Source organism: Bacterioplanes sanyensis (assembly GCF_002237535.1).
Taxonomy (GTDB): domain Bacteria; phylum Pseudomonadota; class Gammaproteobacteria; order Pseudomonadales; family Oceanobacteraceae; genus Bacterioplanes; species Bacterioplanes sanyensis_A.
Map to the genome: position 1 here is coordinate 2,091,853 of NZ_CP022530.1, position 22,425 is coordinate 2,114,277.

A 22,425-nucleotide genomic window follows, 5' to 3' on the forward strand; every position below is an offset into this window, starting at 1 on the left:
TGGCCATGGATGGTGTCTGCAGAAGTACACCGCCGAACTGTGCCGCCTAGAAATCATGCCGCTCAGGAACTACGCCGCCTAAAAACATGCTGCAGAGAAACATGCTGCAGAGAAACCATGCCGCTCAAAAAACGGCGCACTAACTCACTTGTCTCATTTATGAGTCAGCCTTGAGGGACGAAACGGGCCGTTTAGGCAGGTTCAATGTCGCCATGCATTAGCCTGGCCACTGATATTTGGCCAGAGATACCTTGCCATGCACTACCTCCACGCCATCCTGGCGCAGGCGCTTTGCTTGCTCATGGGCTTTGTCAGAGCCGACGGGAAAGCTGATTTTCCCCGCCGCATTGATAACTCGGTGCCAAGGCAAAGTCGTGCCTGTTGGAAGTCGTTTCAGCTGCTGACCGACCCAGCGAGCTCGTCGTGGCCAACCACTGAGGCTGGCCAGTTGGCCATAGGTCACCACATAGCCCGGCGGAATGGCCGCTAGAGCGGTGTATAAGCGTTGTTCAGGGCTGATTGAGTCCATGGCGCGAAAGCTGGTACGCATGCTGCTTATTGAATGAATTGTCAGCTTAACATAGCCACATGTCAGAGGACGACGCCATGCTCAACGCCTTGTTGCCTGCAGCCAATACCGCACCAACCCAAGAGCTGAAACGCGCTGAGCCGCCAGCCTCAGTGGTCACTAGTAATGAAACCACGACGCAAAACCGGGAACTGAGCGGCAGTGTGGAGCGGCAACAGATGGCCGCTAGTATCGAAGCCACGGCGGAGGAATTGATAGCGTCTTTTAGTTTACCGACCCAAGCCGATGTTGAGGCGTTTCAACAGGATTTTAAGCGGGCCATGACCAAAGCCAACCTGGATTGGAGCGGCAAGATAGACCTGACCGTCAACAACGAAGGCAAGGTAACGGTGAAAGGCGATCATCCACACAAAGAGCGCATCGAAGCTTTGTTTGAGCAGAACCCAGAGCTGCGCCAAGGGTTTGATAAAACCGAGACAGTGCAGCGCTTTCGCCAGATCCAGTACGTTTACGCACAGCACCAGCAAATGGTGGACGATGGCGCCAGCCAAGCAGCGGCTGATCAGTGGCTCACCGAGCAGCTGCGACGAATCAAAGCGCAGCCACCCAGTGTGACCCTCGTAGACGGTCGTGTTAGCAGCGCCGGCAGTGAGCAACAAGGCGGTCTGGCCGCCATGGAGCGCTTGCAGGCGCGCTACACCGCATCGACGTTATAGCCGCAGCCCGCCGTCGACTTCAACCACTCGACCCGAGACGTAATCATTCTCCAGCAGGTAAGCCACGCTGTGGGCAATTTCATCCGGCTGACCCATGCGCTTAGCGGGAATGCCGGCGGTCATTTTTTCTAGCGCCTCGGGCTTCATGCCAGCGGTCATGTCTGTGGCAATAAACCCAGGGGCAATAGCGTTGGCGCGAATGCCGTAGCGGGCTAACTCTTTTGCCCATACGACGGCCAAACTGGCGACACCGGCTTTGGCGGCAGAGTAGTTGCTTTGCCCCATATTACCGGCGCGAGAAATGGAGGAAATATTGATGATGCAGCCACCTTCACCGCCTTCAATCATTTGCACAGCGGCCTCGCGGCCACAGAGGAATACCCCGGTCAGGTTTACATCGATCACCGCTTGCCACTGCGCCAGGGTCATCTTGCTGATCTGGCCGTCTTTGGCTTTGACCATCAGACCGTCACGCAAAATACCGGCGTTATTAACCAGCCCGTGTAATCCGCCCAGTTGTTGGCTGATGGCGCTAAAGGTTTCTTCTACTTGAGCTTCATCGGCAACATTGCAGACGAAGCTGTGCATCTCACCACCTGCTTCTTGCGCCAGTCTGCAGGTTTCGTCCATCTGCTCTTGATCGAGATCGATAACAGCGATTTTGGCGCCTTTGTTGGCCAGGTAGAGGGCCATGGCACGGCCGAGCCCCTGGCCACCGCCGGTGATAGCGATGACTTTGTGTTGTAAGTTCATAACAGTCTCCTGTGGAGTTTAACGAATCAGTGCTCTGCCAGTGCCGGAACATCACGGCGAATGGACAGCAAAAAGGGCAGACGATGATGCCAGGGCCAAACACCACGATTTACTTCAGGCCCGGTCTGCGATGCTTCCTGCAATGCAGTGATTATAGGGCAAATCGGGTCATGCAAGATCACTAGCCTCTAACCAGCAGGAATGTCAGGCAGAGAACGCATATCACGGCGCAATAGGCGCTAATTTCCGGCGTTTTTCCTAATGGAAATGATCGAGTGTGACGGCATGGGCGTTATCGGCTGAGCACTTTTGCCAGTCAGGTTGCGCAAATTCTACCTTGTGAGCGCCAGCTGCAGTCAGTAGCGTGAGCACTAAAAAAAGGAGTGTGCATGTTACCGCTAGCTGGCATTACCGTATTGGATTTATCACGCCTTTTGCCCGGCCCCTTATGCAGCATGCACTTACGTGACATGGGCGCGCAGGTCATCAAGGTGGAAGATACCGGTGCGGGGGATTATCTGCGCCATCTGGGCATGCCTGCAGGCCAGGTCAGCCCGGTATTTGACTTGCTCAACGCCAATAAACGATCGATCGGCTTGGATTTGCGCAAGCCACAAGGGCAGCAAATATTTAAACGCTTGCTGGCCTCGGCGGATGTGGTGCTGGAGAGCTTTCGCCCCGGTGTGATGGCACGCTTAGGGCTAGGTTTCGATACGTTGGCGCAGCAACGCCCGGGTTTGGTGATGTGTGCGTTGTCTGGTTATGGGCAAAGTGGCCCGTGGGCGCAGTTAGCCGGGCATGATATGAATTACTGCGCCACCGCTGGTGTGCTGGAACAAAGCGGGCGTGCCGGTCAGATGCCGTCGCTGAGTAACTTTCAGCTAGCAGACATTGCTGGCGGTGCGTTGAGTGCGGCCATGGCGATTTTGGCGGCGTTGGTGGGGCGCTTACAGGCGCAACTGCAGCAGCGACCGTTAGAGAGCTGCTATTTGGATATCTCCATGACGGACTGTGCTTTTGCCAATCATGTTATACCGTTATCTGGTTTAAACCTGCGGCAATCAGCGCCGCGTGGTGAAGACATGCTGACGGGCCAACTGCCGTATTACGATATTTATGCCACTCAGGATGGACGCCATATGGCGCTGGCGGCACTGGAGGAAAAATTCTGGCAGCGCTTTTGTGCAGCGATCGACAAGCCACATTGGCAAGCGCGCTACCACCATCAAGGAGGCGAGCAGCAAGCCCTGCGCGACGATATAACCGCTTTGTTTGCCAGTCGCACACAACAGCAATGGCGTGAGCTGCTGCAACACAGCGACTGCTGTGTCACCCCCATACTGACCGTGAGCGAAGCTTTTCAACACCCACAGCTGTTAGCCCGCGAAATGATTCATACCCTCACCAATGCTGCTGGCCAGCAGTGGCAGGTGCCAGCACCCGCCATCCGCTTCAGTGGGCAACGTTTTACACCACACGGTGGTGGGCCCGAGCAAGGTGAACACAGCAAGCAGATACTGCAACAAATAGGCTGTAGCAACACGGACATTGACCGGTGGCAACAAGATCAGGTCATTCGTCTCGCACAATAACGTCAATTGGTATTAATAATAAGGATAAAAATATGATCCCTCGCAGCGTTTTTACTGAAGAGCATCAACCATTTCGTGATGCAGTAAGAAAATTCATGCAGCGTGAAATCGCCCCTTTCCACGAGCAATGGGAAAAAGACGGCCACATCTCGCGCGAAGCCTGGAAAAAAGCCGGTGACGCCGGCATTTTATGCACTCATTTGCCCGAAGAGTACGGCGGCAGTGGTGTGGATTTTCGCTATTCCGCCATCGCCATCGAAGAGCAAGGCTATGTGTTCGCCTCGGGCCCTGGGTTCTCATTGCACTCGGATATCGTCGCGCCGTATATTTTGCATTACGGCTCCGATGCGCAAAAACAAAAATGGCTACCCAAGATGGCCAGTGGCGATGTCATTACCGCCATTGCCATGACCGAGCCTGGCGCCGGCTCTGATTTGGCCGGTGTGCGTACCACGGCGGTGGTGGACGGTGATGACTATGTTCTTAACGGCTCTAAAACTTTTATCACCAACGGACAGCTAGCCGATTTGATTATTGTGGTGGCTAAGACGGATACCAGTGCTGGCGCCAAAGGCGTGAGTTTATTTTTGGTCGAAGCGGATCGGCCAGGTTTTCAGCGTGGCCAAAACCTCAACAAAGTGGGTATGAAAGCGCAGGATACATCGGAACTGTTTTTTGACAACGTTCGTGTTCCCAAAGCCAATTTGCTGGGCCAGGAAAACTCCGGCTTTATTTACTTGATGCAAGAGCTGGCGCAAGAGCGTTTAAGTGTGGCCTTAATTGCCGCCGCCGCTGCCCGTGCCTGTTACGACGCGACGGTGGATTACGTGAAAGAGCGCAAAGCGTTCGGTAAACCCATCGCTGCTTTGCAAAATACCCGGTTTAAATTAGCAGAGCTGCGCACCGAACTGGAAGTGATGCAAACCTACGTTGATCGCTGCCTTGAGCTGCACTGTGACGGGCAATTGTCGATCGAAGCTGCAGCGTCGGTGAAATTATGGTCAACCGAAGCGCAAGGTCGCATCATCGATGAATGCGTGCAGCTGCACGGCGGCTATGGCTACATGTGGGAATATCCCGTTGCCCGCGCGTACGCCGATGCTCGTGTGCAGCGTATTTACGCCGGCACCTCGGAAATTATGAAAGAAATTATCTCGCGCACCATTTAACGGAGCCTGTCATGTCAGAAGCCTTTATTTTTGATGCCGTACGCACTCCACGTGGACGCGGCAAAGCCGACGGCAGTTTGCACAGTGTGACGCCGGTCAGACTGATGTCCGGCTTATTAGCACAGCTGCAGCAACGCCACGACTTAGATACTTCACAACTGGATGATGTGGTGTTGGGCTGCGTCGAACCTGTGATGGAGCATGGCGCCGACATCGCCCGCACAGCGGTATTAATGGCTGGTTATCACCAACAAGTGGCTGGCAGCGTGGTCAGCCGTTTTTGTGCATCGGGTTTGGAGGCTGTGAACATGGCCGCGGCCAAGGTCAAAGCCGGTGAAGCATGGCTGACCATTGGCGGTGGCATTGAATGTATGTCGCGCATTCCGATGGGCAGTGGCGGCGGAGCTTATTATTCTGATCCAAGCGTTGCCAATGCGTTATCATTTGTACCGCAGGGTATCTCCGCCGATCTTATCGCTTCATTACACGGTTTTAGCCGCGAAGATGTCGACAGTTACGCCGTTGAATCTCAACGGCGTGCGCACCACGCTTGGCAACAGGGCTATTTTTCCAACTCGGTGTTACCCGTCCACGATGAGCTGGGGCAGCTGCTATTGGCAACCGATGAGCTGATGCGCCCAGAAACAACCGTGGCTGACCTAGCGCAGCTTAAGCCTTCTTTTTTGGCCAATGGTCAATTGGGATTTGATGCCGTTGCGCAGCAGGTGTATCCACAGTTAGAAAAGATTAATCATGTTCACCACGCTGGCAACTCATCCGGCATTGTTGATGGCGCTGCAGCGGTATTGATCGGCAATAAATCGGCGGGCGAAGCCCTAGGGCTGACACCACGGGCGCGTATCTGCAGCGCCGCCTCCATTGGGTCTGAGCCTACCATTATGCTCACCGGGCCCACGCCCAGTGCTCAAAAAGCATTAAAACACGCAAGCATGCAGGCCAGTGATATCGATTTATGGGAATTAAACGAAGCCTTTGCCGCCGTGGTGCTGTTATTTATGCAAGAGATGGGCATCTCTCATGAGCAGATCAATGTTAACGGTGGCGCCATTGCCATGGGGCATCCGTTGGGAGCCACCGGAGCAATGATCTTAGGCACGGTATTGGATGAATTGGAGCGCCGTGACGCCAATACGGCGCTGGTGAATTTATGCGTTGGTGGTGGCATGGGCACCGCCACCATTATTGAGCGCGTTTAGGAGAAACAGATGACTGAACTATTCACCTACGCTATTGATAGCGACGGTATTGCAACCCTGGTGTGGGACGATCCTAATGCGCCGGTTAATGCCATGTCACAAGCCGTGATGACGGCGCTGAATCGTGTCATTACCGACTTGGTTAACAATGCCCAAGTAACCGGCGTGGTACTGACGTCGGGCAAAAAAGAATTTGTCGTCGGCGCTGATTTAAAAGAAATTCTGAGCTGGGAAAGCGGTGAGCGGGAGCGCGATATTGCTGTCATCAGCGAATTTATTCAAAGTATCCATGCCGTAATGCGACTCATGGAAACCGCGGGTAAACCTTTTGTTGCGGCATTAAATGGCTCAGCTCTAGGCGGCGGTATGGAAATAGCACTAGCCTGCCATTATCGCATTGCCGCCAATCAGCCCAAGGCGAAATTTGGCTTTCCGGAAGTGACGTTGGGGCTGTTGCCCGGCGCTGGTGGTACACAAAGATTGCCGCGCATGATCGGTGTCGAAGCGGCGTTGCCGTGGTTAATGCAAGGCTTGCAAACCGGCGCTGCGCAAGCTCAGGCAGCGGGTTTAATCAATGAGGTGGTGGATGCGACGCAACTGCTGGCAGCAGCGAAACAATGGCTGCGTGACAATCCTAATGCGCAGCAGCCTTGGGATCAGAACAAGTCGACTCGGCACACAGTACGTTTGCCGGGCGGTGAGGTGCAATCGGCAAAAATAAGCCAAGTAATGATGGCGGCTCAGGCCATGCTGCGCAAACAAACGCATGGCAACTACCAGGCTCCTCAGCAAATATTGCAAACCTTGTACGAAGGATGTCAGCTGCCGCTGGAGCAAGCCTTGCAGTTAGAATGCCGCCATTTTGTACAGTTGCTGCTCTCGAATCAGGCCAAAGCGCTGATTCGCACCTTTTTCCTGGGCCTGCAGGATGTTAATAAACTCAAGGCTCGGCCAACAGATATTGCACGACGTCAGTTCGCCAATATAGGAATCTTAGGGGCAGGCATGATGGGCGCTGGCATCGCCTACGCTGCCTCAGCCAAAGGCCTTGATGTGGTATTGCTGGACACCTCTCAGGTCCAAGCCGATCGCGGCAAAGACTACACGCGTCGATTATTGGATAAAAAAATCGCTGCCAAGAAAATTACTGAACAGCACGCCAAAGCACAACTAACTCGCATTAAAACCACCAGTGACTATCAGGATTTAAGCGATTGTGATTTGGTCATTGAAGCTGTGTTTGAAGATCGTGCCATCAAAGCCAAGGTCACGGCTCAGGCAGAAGCTGTGATCGGCGCCGATACCATGTTCGCCTCCAATACCTCGACATTACCCATTAGCGGGTTGGCAGCGGCAAGTCAGCGCCCAGACCAGTTTATTGGCCTGCACTTCTTTTCACCGGTGGACAAAATGCCTCTGGTGGAAATTATTGTCGGCGAGCAAACATCGCAGCAAAGCATTGCCTGGGCGTTGGATTTTGTGCAGCAATTGGGTAAAACGCCGATAGTAGTCAACGACAGTCGTGGCTTTTATACCTCACGGGTATTCAAAACCTACGTGCTGGAAGGCATGGCGCTGTTAAAAGAAGGTGTGTCCCCGGCGTTGATCGAAAATGCCGGTAAAATGGCCGGCATGCCGGTAGGACCACTGGCACTCAGTGACGAAGTGTCGCTGGAATTGATGGATCGCATCAGCCGCCAAACGCAGCAAGATTTAGGCGATGCCTATGTTGCGCACCCAGGCGATGAGGTGGTGGACTTTATGGTGCACCACGCCGATCGGCTGGGTAAAAAAGCCGGACGTGGTTTTTATCAGTACACAGATCAGGGGGATAAATCGCTATGGCCCGGCCTTGCTGAGGCGTACCCCGTCGCCGTACAGCAGCCAACGCCGGCTCACGTGAAGCAGCGCCTATTGTATGCTCAGGCGGTCGAGGCGTTACATTGCGTGTCTGAGGGCGTTATCAGTCGGCCACACGAAGTGGACATTGGCTCTATCTTTGGCTGGGGCTTTGCCGCCCACACTGGTGGCATTTTGTCTTTTGTCGAGACCATCGAAGGCATGGATACGTTTATTCGCAACGCTGATGCACTGGTCGAACAAGGCGGCGATCGTTTTCGTGTGCCGCACATGCTGCGCGAATTGGCAGAAACCGGAGGCAGCTTTTATTAGGCTCCGCTAGCAGACATGGATGGCAGGCCCTGATAGCTGGCACGGATGGCAGGCCCCGATAGCTGGCATGGATGGAAGAAAGTGGCCAAATGTTGGCAGCAGTATGATGGAAGCCCGCAGCATGATGGAGCCCCGCCGCTCAACCTACCTGCCAAATAGCGGCTATGGATTGGCGCGAGGGCTGTACAGCATTACCATGTGCAGCCCTGAACGTTGAGAAGTCCTGTGTCGCGCCAACTCACTGCCCACCAACAAGCCGTCGTCGCCCATCGTCATGGACATGCCAAGGTCATGGCGGTGGCGGGTTCCGGTAAGACCACCACACTGACACACTTTATTGCTGCGCGCTTGCAAGAGGGTGTATCGGCGCGGCGTATGTTGGTATTGATGTACAACAAAACCGCGCAGCAGGACTTCGCACAGCGTCTACAGCAGTTACTGCCGCAGCAGGCATTGCCGGAAGTGCGCACCTTTCATGCGTTGGGACTGCGTTTGTATCAGCGCTTGATTCAGCAAGGCGATTTACCCGCCTTTGATGGCAAGCCGTTGACCTCGGGTGAAATGGAAGGCGTGGTGTGGCGGCTGCTGCAGCAGTTGGCGGACGACGATACGCGCCAGGATATTCTGTCCCAGCGTAAAAAGTGGGTGGAACCGGCGCTGGCCTTTATTGATCGTGTCAAAGCCAGCCTGGATGACCCGGCCGACGTGTTTGAGCAATTGCAGTTACCGAGCAGTTGTCGGCTGTTTATTGACACCTTTCACCAGTTTGAACAATGGCGCCGTCAGGCTCGCCGTATTTCTTTTGCCGATATGTTGTATGACCCGGTGATGGCGCTGCACCGCAATGCGACCTTGGCCGCTCAGTTTGCGGGCCATATGCAATGGATCTTGGTGGACGAATATCAGGACATCAATGCCATCCAGCAACGATTGCTGGAATTATTACACGGCAATCGTGGCTCGGTGATGGTGATTGGCGACCCGGATCAAACCATTTACGAATTTCGCGGCTCTTGTCCGCAATTTATTGTCAGTGAGTTTGACCAACGTTTTTCCTCCTCCGTCACCACTTATCAATTGCCCGATACGTTTCGCTATGGCCACCAGCTGGCGCTAATGGCCAATCATCTGATCCGCCACAACCAACAGCGTGACGACGTGTTATGTCTGGCGCACGCCAGCACACCCAAAACACAAGCTCGTTTGCACCTGGCGCGCTACGAGCCGGCTTTATTATTAAAATTGATCGAGCAGGAATCCGAACACCACGCATTGCAAGACATGGCCATTATTCATCGTGTGTGGGCATTGTGCGCACCGATAGAACTGGCATTGTTGCAAGCCAAGGTGCCGTATCAGCTGCATCATTCGCAGTCCGTATTGGATCGTTGGGAGCTGCAAATATTCTGGCAGCTATTTGAGGTGGCGGCCGGGCGCTTTGCTGAGCGCAGCCGTGAACAGCGCCAGCAAGCTTGGTTAAATTGGCTGACCACGCCATTTCCGAAAATACGCCGGGCACAACTGGAGCAGCTGGCCAGCAGTTTGGCGCCAGTCGAAAAAGATCTGGCTGAAGCGCTGCAACAAGCGTTACCGGACAACCTCAATAAGTGGCAAACACAGCAGCTGTTGCGTCGCGCCGAAGTGCTGAGCAGTGCCGAGCACATCACCGTCAAAGCCCACACGCTGATAGAGCAGTACATCGATGCCAGTGATTTGTACCAGGGGTTGGCAGACAGTGCATTTTCAGCGCAACAAATTGAAGACCGTACCCATACCATTCGTGCTTTTGTGCGCTTTTTACGCGATGCCAATTTAGCCGCTGATCAAGCCTATGATTACTTGCAGCAATTGCGCCAGCAACGCTTGCAACAGCAACAGGGCGACGGCATTCATCTGACCTCGGCGCACAAAAGTAAGGGCCTAGAATGGGATGTGGTATTTATTCCTGGCCTCAATGCACATTATTTTCCTTACCAGCCCGATGGTGAGTTTACCAGTCCGACCAGCGTGGAAAGCGAGCGCCGGTTATTGTATGTGGCGATGACACGCGCCAAACAGCGTTTGCATTTAATGGCGCCTGCGCAGGCCGATCAAACCGATAAAGACAAACGCCCCAGTCGTTTTCAAACGGAGATGCGCTTTTTGCACAGCCGTGCTTTGGCGCAGGCCCTTAACACTGGTGGCAAAGCACAGCTGGCGGTGCATGAAGGTCCGCCCGCGGACTGGTGGTCGCGCTATTTTGCCGCCATTGGCACCACGCCAGAATGGGAGCTTGACCTCAGCGCTCCGCCAGCGGAAACGATTGTGGCACGTAAGCCTCGGCCAGAACCGCAAACCACACGGGTGGTCCACGCGACGTTAGGTGCCGGTATTCTGGTGGCAGAAGATGACAATTACCTCAGAATCCGCTTTGCTGATGAACAGCGAGACCGTTTGTTTAAAAAACCAGTAGCACTGGACCAGCTGGACATTCAACGATGAAAAAATGGTTACTGCAGTTATTCAATGGAGTGTTATTAGCCGCGGTGCTGCTGATTGCGTTGGAGCTGTTTTGGCTGAGCAGCAGTGTCGAACAGCGCCAGTTCATTGCCCAACGCTTGTCACTGCCACTCGATCCACAGCAGACACCATTACTGCCACAGTGGCTGCTACCAGCTTTGCCACCGACTGAACACACAGCCTCCTCGCAGGCGAACACGGCAGAACCTGTGATGAGCATTCAAGAGCGGGTGAGCCAGGTGGTGCGCCGTGCTGCCCCGGTTACCGATGTGTGCATTAAACCGCCCAGCCAGCCATTGGCCGAGACGGAAAAACCCGCGGTGTACCGCTGGACCGACGAACACGGCAAGGTCCATTTTGGTGATCAGCCCAAGCGCGCCGGCGATGCGCAGGATCTTAGCGATCGCTATCAGCAGCAAGGTAAAGGCGTGCGTGTGACGTTCGAATTTCCGGGCTGGCGCGGTGATGCAGAGCTGACTCATCAGTTGCGCAAGCAAGCGGAGCTGCTGCATCGGGTACTGATTCGGTTTATTGAGCCTGCCTACTGGCGGCAAATTAATTTGAACCTGGTGGTGTTTCATAGCCAAGCCGCGTTTGATCAATATCGCGATCAGCAAGGTCATAACGACGGTTGGGCAGCCTATTATGACGGCCGCGAAAATCGCGCGTTTTTAGCCCGCCAAAGCGGTGAACATGGGCTGCAACACACCCTGCAAGTGGCACGTCATGAAATGACCCATGCGATGATGATGGGCATGCTGGGCAGTACCCCAATTTGGCTGTCGGAAGGGGTAGCGCAATATTTGGAGCGGCTGCAGTGGCAACTCAGCTCGGCGCGCATTGAACCGCCGCTGGCGGAGTTGCAGCAGCTGCAAGCTAGTGGCCAGGATGATTTTGCCCAGCTGCTCGATGTCACCCATGAAGACTTCAACGCCGAGCAGCAAAATGAGAACTATCAACAAAGCGCAGCGATGACCTTCTTCCTGTTTGACCACGACGAGGGCAAACGCTGGATAACCCACACGTTGACGAGCTTTGCTCGCCAGCCCTGTCGGCCATTGCCGGCCGAGCAAGCCTTTTCTGCTTACCCGGGCGGATTGGCGGCCGTGCGTCAGGCGTATCGTCAGTGGCTGCAAGCCGGTCGATTCAACAGCCACTACTACTGATGCCTCATCAACCAGTCTACAGCTACTGTTAGGGCAAGATATTGCAGCGGTGGTTTATTGAAGCGGTGATTTATTGAAGTAGCAGGGTACAATTGTCCCGCGACCCTTTAACCAGCGCTTTTTCCATTGTTATACTGGCGCTTCGTAGAGTCAGGCCGCTGAATCTCATGTCGTCTTTGCGTGTAACATGACACCAGCCCATGATGGGACCACCACCAAAAACGGACCGAAACGATATGACCATTGCCCAGCACAAAGTTGTCACCATTCACTACAAAGTTGTGGATGTCGACAGCGGTGAAACCATTGACTCTTCTGAGGGCGGCGAGCCGATGACATACCTGCACGGCGCGCAGAACATTATTCCTGGCCTGGAAAACGCCCTGGAAGGCAAAAGCGTCGGTGATGAATTTGAAGTCACGGTAGAGCCGGCCGATGCCTATGGCGAGCACAGCGACGACCGCATCCAGCAAGTGCCAATGGAAGCGTTCGAAGGCGTTGAAAGCATCGAACCTGGTATGGCTTTTACCGCGCAAACGGAAGAAGGCCCAGTGAACTTGATCGTCACCGAAGTGGATGAAGCAACCGTAACCGTTGATGCTAACCACCCGCTGGCGGGCAAATCTTTGGCGTTCAGCGTTAAAGTTGAAGCCATTCGTGACGCCAGTGACGAAGAAAAAGCACACGGCCACGTGCACTAATATGATCGTCGGCGTCTTCTGACGCCGACGTCATTTTCTATTATGTTATCTCCAGCTGCGCTGCAGCTCTCCCCCACGTATTATCGCGACAATTTTCAACAGCTGGCCAATCAGGCACAACGGCTGTATCACGATTTACTGACCCAACAGGAACGTCATTGGTTGGCGGCGTATCAGCGGTTACCGCTTGCGGCGCAATGTTTGTACGTTCGATTACTGTCTCGCAAAGGGCAGTGGTTTCGCCGCGATAAGTTGCACTACGACGAGATAGATGAAATCGATACGGCCGCACAGCAGTTGCAAGAAGCCGGTCTGATCGACATCGTCACCTTAAAAGAAATTGCAGCCGACGACTCTAAGTTACATACCTTCAATACTCAGCCATCTGAGTTGTTGGCTTTGTTTACCAAAGCAGAGTTGGGGCAGTGTTTGTCTGTGGCCGGTTGGCGCACGATGAAGCGTGAACCATTGCTGCAATTAGTGCAGCAGCAGTGGCCAGAAAATATTGAGAAACTAACACACGCACCGCTGTTTTGGGTGTGCAGTCAGGACTTTTTGGAGTTATTGCAGTTGCTGTTTTTCGGGCACTTGCAGCAAAGCCTGACCGACTTTGTGCTGAGTGATTTGGGCATTTATCGCTACGAGCAGTATGAGCTATCGACTGCGCAACGCTTGTTTCAACAGCGTCAACAGCTAGAAGCACACTGGCAATTTGAACGCTGGCGCCAGGACTTGCCGGAACTGAAATCTTTGTCCGCTGATGCCTTGCAAGATTTATTAGACTCGTTACCTCACGCGGTGGATACCACCATGGCCCGCAGGGTGGAGCGCATACGCTTGCAGTTAGCGCGTCAACTCGAACGCTGTGGTGAAGCAACAGCAGCTTTGAGTTATTACCAGCAGTGTCAGCGCCACCCGGCACGTGAACGACGCCTGCGTATTTTACATCAGCAAAAAGATCCGCAGCGCCTTGAGCTGGCACAACAAATGATCGAAGCGCCCTGGTCGGAAGAAGAGCGGGTTTTCACCCAGCGTTTTGTCGCGCGGATGAAATCCGATCCGCTGGCGAAGATGCTAGAGCCAGCAGCGGATATTTCACAACAGCAGTTACTGCTGGATGAGCAAGGGAATACGCTTTGGCGTGAGCGCGGTGTTGAGTTTGCCGCCTTGCAGTCCTATGTGGACGAACACGGCGGCAGTGGTTTTTATATCGAAAATACTCTATTTACTGCCGTGTTTGCATTGACGTTTTGGCCGGTATTATTTGCCGCTGTGCCCGGTGCTTTTTTTCACCCATTTCAGCAGCGGGCCGCCGATTTATACGAAGCGGATTTTCGGTCTCGCAGACAAGACATTGTTGCCGAGTGCGAAGCTGTGTGGCAGGCAGGTCCAGACGATTGGTGGTCACAGTTACAGCAAACATGGCAAGAAAAAAATGGCTTGGCCAATCCGCTGTTGCATTGGCCAGCATTGGAGTCGTGCTGGCAAGAATTACTGCCACTGGCAGTGCAGCGCATTCCAACCGCGCACTGGCGTAGCACCTTTGATTTTTTATGGCAGGATATACGCCGCCATCGCAGTGGCATGCCAGATTTAATTGTTTTTCCGCCGCAAGGTGGCTATCGATTGCTTGAAGTGAAAGGGCCGGGCGATACGTTGCAGCCGAATCAGCGTGCTTGGTTTGCACAGTTCGCCCGGCATGACATTCCCGCAATGGTGCTTCAGGTGCGCTCGTCCTGATCGTGCTCGACGTGCACTTCTGTGCCCGCGGCAATGGACGCTAACAAGCTGACGTCATCCAACGCATCGCCCCAAATATTGCACTGACTGGCCAAGCGAATTTCGCCATAGCGGGAGATAGGCGTCGGGCCAAAACCGATGGCAATGCAACTGCCGTCGGCCCAAAACGCCATGTCGCCAGCCTTCACCACATTGACGGCATTGTCTTCTCGATGAGCACGAATGGGACAGTCAAACATGACTTCCTGGCCCCACGTTTGCACTTTGGCGGAAAAAGGCAGCGCCCGCAAAATGGCATCTGCCGTCGGCGTGCGGCGCAGCGCCACGCGAATGTGACGGGCTTTGGACTGACCTTGTGGATCAGGGCTGTGGAACTTAAGGCGGATCATGGTCATGGCGACGCTCCCGAGCGAGAGTGGTCGCTATAAATTAGCAGCGAAACGAACAGACAAAAGCCCGATAAAGTTGCCCTGAGACTGTCAATGAGTACCCGCTAAATAACAGCTCAGCAACGGCGCTGTCTGCCAGCGAAGTAAACGATCATTCTGCTTGGCTGAATATTTTTCACCCAAGTTGTTGGCTGTCATCGATGGCGTTAATGATGCGCCACAGACAAATAAATTGGCTATAAAAAAGCCGACCTTAAGGTCGGCTGAGCAGCGTTTGTAACGCCAGGTAAGGGGGCAAGCGTTGTTATTGTGCGACCGCTGAGTTTACTGCCCGCAAGATTGCTTGCAGCGATGCGGCCAGGGTGTCCTGATCTTTGGCAACGCCACAGGCTCGGGTGCCGCGCACACTGGCCTGGACCATGGCCATGGCCGCTGCGTCGGAGCCATGCTCGGTGGCTTGTTCTTCAAATTGCAGCACTTGAATATCAATGCCCGTGGCTTTGTGCATGGCGTCAGCAAAGGCGCTGATGGCACCATTGCCGTGTCCGTGAATCAGCAGCATGTCGTGTTCATCGCTGATGGACGCCTGAATGTGATGGCGGCTGCCTTGGCGATCAACCTGGTAACCGGCCAAATGAAAGCGTCCGTCGCGTGGCATAAAATGTTGCCGAAACAGCTTGAGCACTTGCTGTGCTTCCAGTTCGCCTTGTTGTCGTTCTGCTAATTGTTGCACCGGTGCAGCCAGTTCCACCTGCAGCCAGCGCGGCAGCTCAATGCCCAGTTGTTGCTCTAACAAATACGCCGCGCCGCCTTTGCCCGATTGGCTGTTCACACGAATCACGGATTGATAGCTGCGCCCCAAATCTTGTGGGTCGATGGGCAGATACGCCACATCCCACGGCTCATCATCGTCTTGCTGTGTCAGGCATTTACGAATGGCGTCTTGATGGCTGCCGGAAAAGGCGGTGTACACCAGCTCGCCGACCCAGGGATGACGCGGATGAGTTTTGATGCGGGTGCAAGCTTCTACCGTGGCAATAACGTCGTCTGGGTTGCTGAAATCCAGCTCCGGGTCGATGCCTTGGCTATAAAGGTTCATCGCCATAGTGACAATGTCCATATTACCGGTGCGCTCACCATTACCGAGTAAGGTGCCCTCGATGCGGTCGGCGCCGGCTAACAGTGCCAGCTCGGCGGCCGCCACGGCACAGCCACGGTCATTGTGGGTGTGAATACTAATCACTAGGCAGTCGCGGTGCTGCACATGGTCGCAAAAGTATTCGACCATATCGGCAAACGCATTGGGCAAGCTGGCTTCGACGGTGGCCGGTAAATTAATAATTACCTTGTCATCAACTTTTGGCTGCCACACATCGATCACTGTGTTGCAAATTTCTACCGCAAAATCTATTTCGGTGGTGGAAAAACTTTCTGGTGAATACTGGAATACCCACTCGGTCGCCGGATAGCGCTGTGCTTCGGTTTTGACCTTGTGCGCACCTCGGCGGGCAATGTCGACAATGCCGTCTTTGTCGAGGCAGAACACGCGCTCGCGCTGCACCGGTGAGGTCGAGTTATACAGGTGCACGATGGCCTTGCGCGCGCCTTGTAAGGCTTCAAAAGTGCGCTCAATTAATTCATCACGCGCCTGTACCAATACCTGAATGGTGACATCGTCAGGAATTTGGTTGTGCTCGATCAACCAGCGCACAAAATCGTAATCAGGCTGCGAGGCGGCGGGAAAGCCCACTTCGATTTGTTTAAAGCCCAGGTTCAGCAGTAGTTGCCACATGTGCTGTTTTTGCTCAACGGTCATTGGCTCGATCAGAGCCTGGTTACCGTCGCGCAGATCAACGGAGCACCATTGTGGCGCTGCTTCAATATGCTGGCCCGGCCAGCGGCGATCCGCTTTATCGATTGCCGCAAAGCGGCGGTAGCGGCGATGATCAAACTGCTTGCGCTGTTGGCGTGGCAGAGTTACCTGGGTGTTCATGTGGGTGTCCTTGATGGTGTCCTTGGTAATGGCATATTCAACGTGTTGGCTGACTTTGTGGGTCATGTGCCGGTCGTGACTTGGATAAAGTCGCTGTCCGCAGAGCGGTAATGGCCTTGTGAGCCAGGATGTGTACTGTAGCGAAGGTGGGCGGCTATTAGATTGCGAAGTTGCTCTTGATTTGCCGGCATTGTGGTGAATGCTGTTAGAGAATGTCCAATTCTTGGAATTATTGATCTTTCTCATGTGTCGGGCCGCAACTTTTGTTACTGTATGGCAATTGTTAGAGGAGTTCTGCCGTCATGGTTAAGTCACATGGGTAAGTCACTCAGCCTGCCTAAACTGGATCGCACCGACCGGCGCATTTTGCATCTGCTGCAGCAAGATGGCAGTTTATCGAACCTGCAATTGGCCGAGCGCATCGGCCTGTCGCCGTCGCCGTGTTCGCGGCGGGTCAAAGCACTGCAAGACAGCGGTTTGATCGAGGGGTATCGGGCGCACCTGGACGCCCGCCTGTTGGGGTTGGATCTGATGGCGTTGGTGCACATCAGCATGGATCGCCACACCCCGGAACGCTTTGAGCAGTTTGAACAGGCCGTCACGCAATGCGCCAACGTGCTGGAGTGTTACCTGATTACCGGGCAGTCGGCGGACTACGTATTGAAAGTGCTGGTGGAAGATATGGACGCCTATCAGGAGTTGCTGTTGGGCACTTTGACCCGCATTGAGGGCGTCACTGGCGTGCATTCCAGCTTTGTGATGCGCCGCATTATTGACCGATCCGCTTTGCCACTTTAAAGGACTGACTATGCATACCGTCATCAGCCAGTGGATTCTGCCATTGGCGTTAGCCAGCATGATGCTGGTGATGGGCTTGTCGTTGACGCTGGGGCATTTTCGCCAAGTGCTGCAGCGGCCAAAAGAGGTGCTGCTGGGCCTGAGTTTGCAGTGGCTTTTATTGCCTGTGCTGGCCGTGGCCTGGATCAGCTGGCTGCAGCTGCCGGTCGCATTGGCCACCGGGTTAGTATTGCTGGCGGCCTGCCCGGGTGGGGCAACGTCGAACATCATCAGCCACCTGAGCGGCGGCGACGGCGCTTTGTCGGTCACGCTGACGGCGGTGGTGAGTGTGTTGGCGCCGCTATTGATTCCGCTGTCGGTGAACGCTCAGTTGGCATTGCTCGACAGCCCGCAGTTGACGATGTCACTGCCATGGCTGCAAACGGCGCTGCCACTGTTATTGATTACCGCAGTGCCGCTGATGATCGGCATGATCATTGCCCACCGCTGGCCTGTCTGGGTTCAACGTCGTCAAGAATCACTCAATCGACTGGCGTTCTTCGCGTTTATGACGCTGGTGGTGTGGATGACCATCACCAACCTGGAGCGTCTGCCACAGCTGTGGTCGGCAACCACGTTGGCCTGCTTGGGCTTGTGCGTATCGGCCATGCTGATCACGCGTTTGCTCAGCCACCCGTGCCAGCGCGCAACGCGGCAAACCCTGATGGTCGAAGTGGGCATTCAAAATGCCGGTACTGCCATGGTGATCGCGGCCTCTATCTTAGGGCAACCTGAACTGGCATTGGTGGCGCTGTTTTATGGCATCCTGATGAACGGCCCTGCGCTGCTGTTGATGCTGCGACAGCAGTGGCGCCAAGGCAGCTATAATCAACACTCAACCTGGACGGAGAAACGCTATTGAGTACTCATGTGCGTTCCATTGAGAAACGCCTGACGCTGTACGTGATCTTGTTTAGTGTTTCCTTTGGCCTGATTTTTAGCGCCGTACAAATCAGCTACGACTATTTATCGCAAAGCGAACGATTTGAGCAGGCCACCAATGCGGTGCTCAGCCGCCAGAGCGGTCCTGCGGCGCTGGGGTTGTATAACTACGATAGCGGCGGTTTGCGTACCTTATTGTCATCCTTGATGCTCAATCAGGGCATCGTCGCCGCTTCGGTAGTTGAAGCCGACACCCAGTTTCAGGTGCGTGTGGGCCTCAGTGCCGACGACATCGCCACCAACAAAGAGCTGATGCAGTCATACATCATTGAGCTGGAGGCACCGCCGGTGTTTTCTTCCCGCTCTGAAGTGTTGGGGTATCTCACCATTTGGGTGGACGAAGGGTTAATTCACCAAGGTTTTGAAGCACGGGCATCGCTCACGCTGGTGCTGGATTTATTGCGTAACATTGTTCTAGCCGCTGTTCTTATTTTGGTGTTTCGTCAGCGTTTGACCGGGCCGATTCGCCGCCTTGCGGCGCGCATTATCGACGTTGACCCACAGTCGCCAGTGACTGTGCCACTGGCGGTGGAAGAACCATTGCAAGACAGCGAGCTGGACGACTTAGTCGGCAAGATGAACCATTTGCTCACGGCCATGGATGAGGAAATTCATCAGCGCCAGCAAGCGGAAACGCGGGTACGTCAACTTAATGAACAGCTGGAAGAAAAAGTGCGGGCGCGTACCCAAGCACTGCACGACTCCAACAGCCAGCTGCGCACCAGTTTGGATGAACTACAGCGCACCCAGGACCTATTGCTACAGGCTCAGCGCATGGCGTCGTTGGGGCATTTGGCGGCGGGCATGGCGCATGAAATCAATAACCCAGTGGCGGTGGTGTACAGCAACATTGCCACCTTGAGTGAATACCTGACCGAGCTGGTGACGCTGGCGGACAATTATCAAAAAGCCGAAGGCGACATTGCCAAACAATCTGTGCGGGTGGCATTGGAAGAAATGCGCAACGCCATCGATTTGGATTTTGTGCGAGAAGATGCACCAGACCTGATTCGCACATCGAAAAACAGCCTGGACCGGGTACGTCATATCGTCAGTGAGCTGAAAACCTTTGCTGCCAATGAAAACGGCCAAAAGCACACCGAAGTGTTGGCCACGCTGGTCGACACCGCGCTGGCCGACATTCATGTCGAAAATAAAGACAAGGTGCGTGTCATCCACCAGAACGACGGTGCGCCTTCCATTCCATGCTATCCAGACCAACTGCGCATGGCGATTTGCAAGGTATTAATTAACGCCTACGAAGCCATGCCAGGAGGCGGCACCCTGGAAGTGGCCTACGACAGCGATGCGCAATTTGTATCTGTGGTGATTCACGACAGTGGTGTGGGCATGACCAACGAAGACATTAGCTGCGCAGTGAACCCGTTTTTTACCCGCAAAGAAGTGGGGCAGGGCACCGGCATGGGGCTGACAGTAGCCTTTAATGTAATGAATAATCACGGTGGTGAATTGCAAATCGAGAGTACACCGGGCAAAGGAACCAGCATCACTTTAAGGCTCCCGCGGGCTGGTTAATCGAATGGCCAGCCACTGTTAGCACTGCAGTGGTAAATGTCTAGAAGCTGTTTCATAACCTTCAGTCCGATATAATAATCAAAACTATCAGCTTCAACTCCTCCACCATGAAACGTTCAACCTCAGAACTGACCGACCAACAGTGGGCACACATTGAGCCTTGTTTACCCAGCCTGCCTCGTGGCAAAGGGGGTCCCAAACCTATCAGCAATCGAGCCTGTTTCGAGGGCATTTTATGGGTCTTACGTTCAGGTGCGCGCTGGCGTGATCTACCCGAGCGCTATCCTTCACCGAGTACCTGCTGGCGCCGCCTTCAGTACTGGGAAGAGCAAGGTGCATGGGTCAAAGCCTGGCGTAAGCTTCTTCGCGTTCTGGATCAACAGTCGCGGTTAAATTGGGAAGAATCGTTTTCTGATGGTAGTTTTGCACCCGCAAAAAAAGGGGCCTCGGTGTTGGAAAAACCAAGCGTGGTAAGGGGTCGAAGTGGATGATAGTCGTCGATGGCGAAGGCATTCCAATCGGGCTGACACTTGGCTCAGCGTCACCGGCGGAGGTCAATCTGATTGAGGCTTTGTTAAATGTTTCCTATGGCAAGAGCAAGGTGAAGCGTTTGATTTACGATAAAGCGGCAGACTCTGATCCTCTGCGAATGGCGTTAAAGAAACGGGGCGTTGATCTCATTTGTCCACATCGTCGAAACAGGAGAAAAGCGCCGCTGCAAGATGGTAGAAAGCTGAGAAGGTACGACCGTCGCTGGAAAGTAGAGCGCACTTTTGCTTGGCTTGGAAATTATCGGCGATTAGTGGTTCGATGGGAAAGAAAGCTCTCAATGTATCGAGCCTTCTTTCACGCCGCCTGCATGATGATCGTGCTAAAGAAGTTGTGAAACAGCTTCTAAAGACCTTGAACGTGAGTATTGAATTTAAACCCGTAAACTTGGCAGCAGATTACGACTTCTGCTATGCGGCTCGCAAAGATGCTTATTATTCGAGCTTTCATACCGACGTCGGCTTTGATGACTTTATTCAGGGCTACCGTGAGCGCATTCAGGCAAGACAAGCCCAACAGGGCTGGTTTTATATTCACGTTTGGCAACACCAGCGGATCGTCGGGCAGTTGGAATTTCGTTCGTTTTCACCTGAGCCTGATACGGGTTATGTACACCTGATTTATTTAATGCCAGATGTTCGCGGCACAGGCGTTAGCCGTCAGTTGCAAACGTATATCGAGCTGGAACTAATCCGAGCAGGTTGTAGGCGAGCGGTGTTATCGGTAAGTCGTACCAATGCCAGGGCGTTAACCTTTTACCAGCGCCACGGGTGGGTATTTTATCGTGCCAACCCGAAACATGAAGAAACCGACTTTTATCAGCTGTGGCTGCATGGCTAATCCCCCACCAATAAGAGCCATGCAGGTTACAGCCTGTACTTTGCTAAGTTGCTCTGAACCCGTTGAGTGTTGTAATAACTCGATACAGCGGCGACGGATATTTGCGCACAGCGGCACAATGCATTAGTTTTGCCGCGAATCTCAGATAGGGTTTGAATCATGGCAAAAAAATCTTCCTCTGGCGGCTTAGTCTATTCCACCGAGTTCGGTCGTGCCTGTCCAGGGTGTCAGCAGCCGGTGGATCAGTGCAGTTGCAACACGGATGAAGCACCGCAGGGGGATGGCATTGTGCGCATCAGCCGCGAGAGCAAAGGCCGTGGCGGTAAGGTGATGACGCTGGTGACCGGTGTGCCGCTGACCGGCGCCGAGCTGAAAACGCTGGCGAAAGAACTGAAAAAGAAGTGCGGTGTGGGCGGAGCGTTAAAGGACGGTGTTATCGAAATACAAGGCGATCAGCGCGACCTACTACTCGCGGAGCTGACCAAGCGTGGGTTTACTGCCAAAAAAGCCGGTGGCTGATGCCCCGGCTTGCTCGTATGGCTTAAACAGGGCGCAAATGCTGTTCTAGTTCTGCGCGAATGGCTGCTGGTAAGGCCTTGGATGCTTTTTGATCGTGATCGAAATGGACCATCACCGCGTGGCCGCGTGCACCGAGCTGGCCGTTCTGCCAAGCCTCTTGATAAATCACGAACGAGGTATTACCCAGCTTTTCAATCCAGGTACGAATCTCTATTTCGCTACCATAAAACAGCTCACCAACAAACTCGACATCAATTTTGGCGATGATTAAATGCCAGTTTTTGGGATCTAAGTCCGGTGTAAAAAAGCGAAAAATGGGGGTGCGTGCTTGCTCGAACCAAACGGGCAATACGGTGTTATTAATGTGTCCCAGCGCATCGGTTTCGGCAAAGCGCGGTTCAATGGTCAAACTCCACATAAGCAATCTCACGGTGTAAAAACGGCGGCATCATGGCACACAGCCGATGATAGACAAGAGCCAAAGGCGCCACGGCGATGCTTTAGCGAACCTGATATCACCTATATGCAAGAGCTGCTGCTTGGCTGAGCACCGCATAAGCGGAGTA

20 protein-coding genes and 1 pseudogene are annotated in these 22,425 nt (G+C 53.9%); 16 read left to right on the plus strand and 5 right to left on the minus strand.

The window, feature by feature from the left end:
* Positions 1-217 precede the first annotated feature (217 nt).
* On the minus strand, positions 218-550 hold the full coding sequence (locus CHH28_RS09850; RefSeq protein ID WP_233243815.1) for an MGMT family protein: 333 nt from the start codon (positions 548-550) through the stop codon (positions 218-220).
* A gap of 38 nt (positions 551-588) precedes the next feature.
* Between CHH28_RS09850 and CHH28_RS09855 the strand changes: the two genes are divergently transcribed.
* Positions 589-1,245 carry a hypothetical protein gene (locus tag CHH28_RS09855; protein WP_094060151.1) on the plus strand — a complete coding sequence of 219 codons (657 nt, stop codon included), beginning with the start codon at positions 589-591 and terminating at the stop codon, positions 1,243-1,245.
* Here CHH28_RS09855 and CHH28_RS09860 read toward each other — a convergent pair.
* Entirely contained in the window at positions 1,240-1,998 is a 759-nt protein-coding gene (locus tag CHH28_RS09860) for an SDR family oxidoreductase (protein WP_094060152.1), read from the minus strand. The two genes, CHH28_RS09855 and CHH28_RS09860, sit on opposite strands and share 6 nt — an antisense overlap.
* Positions 1,999-2,387: 389 nt before the next feature.
* Here CHH28_RS09860 and CHH28_RS09865 point away from each other — a divergent pair, with 389 nt between their 5' ends.
* From CHH28_RS09865 to CHH28_RS09905, 8 genes are all read left to right on the plus strand, one after another.
* Positions 2,388-3,590, plus strand: a complete 1,203-nt coding sequence (locus CHH28_RS09865; protein ID WP_094060153.1) for a CaiB/BaiF CoA transferase family protein — start codon at positions 2,388-2,390, stop codon at positions 3,588-3,590.
* A gap of 32 nt (positions 3,591-3,622) precedes the next feature.
* Positions 3,623-4,759: an acyl-CoA dehydrogenase family protein gene (locus CHH28_RS09870; protein ID WP_094060154.1), complete on the plus strand. Its 1,137-nt coding sequence runs from the start codon at positions 3,623-3,625 to the stop codon at positions 4,757-4,759.
* An 11-nt stretch (positions 4,760-4,770) separates the two neighbouring features.
* Positions 4,771-5,976 carry an acetyl-CoA C-acetyltransferase gene (locus tag CHH28_RS09875; RefSeq protein ID WP_094060155.1) on the plus strand — a complete coding sequence of 402 codons (1,206 nt, stop codon included), beginning with the start codon at positions 4,771-4,773 and terminating at the stop codon, positions 5,974-5,976.
* 9 nt (positions 5,977-5,985) lie between these two features.
* A complete protein-coding gene (locus CHH28_RS20375) occupies positions 5,986-8,148 on the plus strand; it encodes a 3-hydroxyacyl-CoA dehydrogenase NAD-binding domain-containing protein (RefSeq protein ID WP_094060156.1) in 2,163 nt (720 codons plus the stop codon).
* A gap of 225 nt (positions 8,149-8,373) precedes the next feature.
* Positions 8,374-10,629 carry an ATP-dependent helicase gene (locus CHH28_RS09890; protein WP_199244051.1) on the plus strand — a complete coding sequence of 752 codons (2,256 nt, stop codon included), beginning with the start codon at positions 8,374-8,376 and terminating at the stop codon, positions 10,627-10,629.
* Positions 10,626-11,813 (plus strand): DUF4124 domain-containing protein, encoded by a 1,188-nt coding sequence (locus CHH28_RS09895; RefSeq protein WP_094060159.1) that lies wholly within the window; start codon positions 10,626-10,628, stop codon positions 11,811-11,813. The genes CHH28_RS09890 and CHH28_RS09895 overlap by 4 nt, the downstream gene beginning before the upstream one ends.
* Positions 11,814-12,049: 236 nt before the next feature.
* Positions 12,050-12,514: an FKBP-type peptidyl-prolyl cis-trans isomerase gene (locus tag CHH28_RS09900; protein WP_094060160.1), complete on the plus strand. Its 465-nt coding sequence runs from the start codon at positions 12,050-12,052 to the stop codon at positions 12,512-12,514.
* A 42-nt stretch (positions 12,515-12,556) separates the two neighbouring features.
* The gene (locus CHH28_RS09905) at positions 12,557-14,254 is read left to right on the plus strand and encodes a VRR-NUC domain-containing protein (protein WP_094060161.1); all 1,698 of its coding nucleotides are present in this window, start codon (positions 12,557-12,559) and stop codon (positions 14,252-14,254) included.
* On the opposite strand, the gene CHH28_RS09910 is transcribed toward CHH28_RS09905, so the two are convergent.
* Complete coding sequence (locus CHH28_RS09910; RefSeq protein ID WP_199244052.1) at positions 14,236-14,649, minus strand: cyclophilin-like fold protein; 414 nt, start codon at positions 14,647-14,649, stop codon at positions 14,236-14,238. The genes CHH28_RS09905 and CHH28_RS09910 overlap by 19 nt on opposite strands.
* Positions 14,650-14,947: 298 nt before the next feature.
* Complete coding sequence (locus tag CHH28_RS09915; RefSeq protein ID WP_094062041.1) at positions 14,948-16,636, minus strand: 2-isopropylmalate synthase; 1,689 nt, start codon at positions 16,634-16,636, stop codon at positions 14,948-14,950.
* A 315-nt stretch (positions 16,637-16,951) separates the two neighbouring features.
* Between CHH28_RS09915 and CHH28_RS09920 the strand changes: the two genes are divergently transcribed.
* The 7 genes and pseudogenes from CHH28_RS09920 to CHH28_RS09950 all read left to right on the plus strand — a co-directional run bounded on the left by CHH28_RS09920 (position 16,952) and on the right by CHH28_RS09950 (position 21,859).
* Positions 16,952-17,434, plus strand: coding sequence for an Lrp/AsnC family transcriptional regulator (locus CHH28_RS09920; protein ID WP_094060162.1), 483 nt, complete (start codon positions 16,952-16,954; stop codon positions 17,432-17,434).
* Positions 17,435-17,444: 10 nt separating this feature from the next.
* Positions 17,445-18,335 (plus strand): bile acid:sodium symporter family protein, encoded by an 891-nt coding sequence (locus tag CHH28_RS09925; protein ID WP_094060163.1) that lies wholly within the window; start codon positions 17,445-17,447, stop codon positions 18,333-18,335.
* Positions 18,332-19,951 carry a sensor histidine kinase gene (locus tag CHH28_RS09930; protein WP_157729864.1) on the plus strand — a complete coding sequence of 540 codons (1,620 nt, stop codon included), beginning with the start codon at positions 18,332-18,334 and terminating at the stop codon, positions 19,949-19,951. The genes CHH28_RS09925 and CHH28_RS09930 overlap by 4 nt, the downstream gene beginning before the upstream one ends.
* A 107-nt stretch (positions 19,952-20,058) precedes the next feature.
* Complete coding sequence (locus tag CHH28_RS20620; protein WP_094058567.1) at positions 20,059-20,442, plus strand: transposase; 384 nt, start codon at positions 20,059-20,061, stop codon at positions 20,440-20,442.
* Positions 20,409-20,837: pseudogene (locus CHH28_RS09940) on the plus strand (IS5 family transposase); the annotation flags it as partial. The gene CHH28_RS20620 and the pseudogene CHH28_RS09940, both read left to right, overlap by 34 nt.
* A gap of 23 nt (positions 20,838-20,860) precedes the next feature.
* Positions 20,861-21,340, plus strand: a complete 480-nt coding sequence (locus CHH28_RS09945) for a GNAT family N-acetyltransferase (RefSeq protein ID WP_094062042.1) — start codon at positions 20,861-20,863, stop codon at positions 21,338-21,340.
* 159 nt (positions 21,341-21,499) lie between these two features.
* On the plus strand, positions 21,500-21,859 hold the full coding sequence (locus CHH28_RS09950; RefSeq protein WP_094060165.1) for a translation initiation factor Sui1: 360 nt from the start codon (positions 21,500-21,502) through the stop codon (positions 21,857-21,859).
* Positions 21,860-21,881: 22 nt separating this feature from the next.
* Here the strand turns inward: CHH28_RS09950 and CHH28_RS09955 are convergent, their stop codons facing one another.
* Positions 21,882-22,277 carry an acyl-CoA thioesterase gene (locus tag CHH28_RS09955; protein WP_094060166.1) on the minus strand — a complete coding sequence of 132 codons (396 nt, stop codon included), beginning with the start codon at positions 22,275-22,277 and terminating at the stop codon, positions 21,882-21,884.
* Positions 22,278-22,425 lie beyond the last annotated feature (148 nt).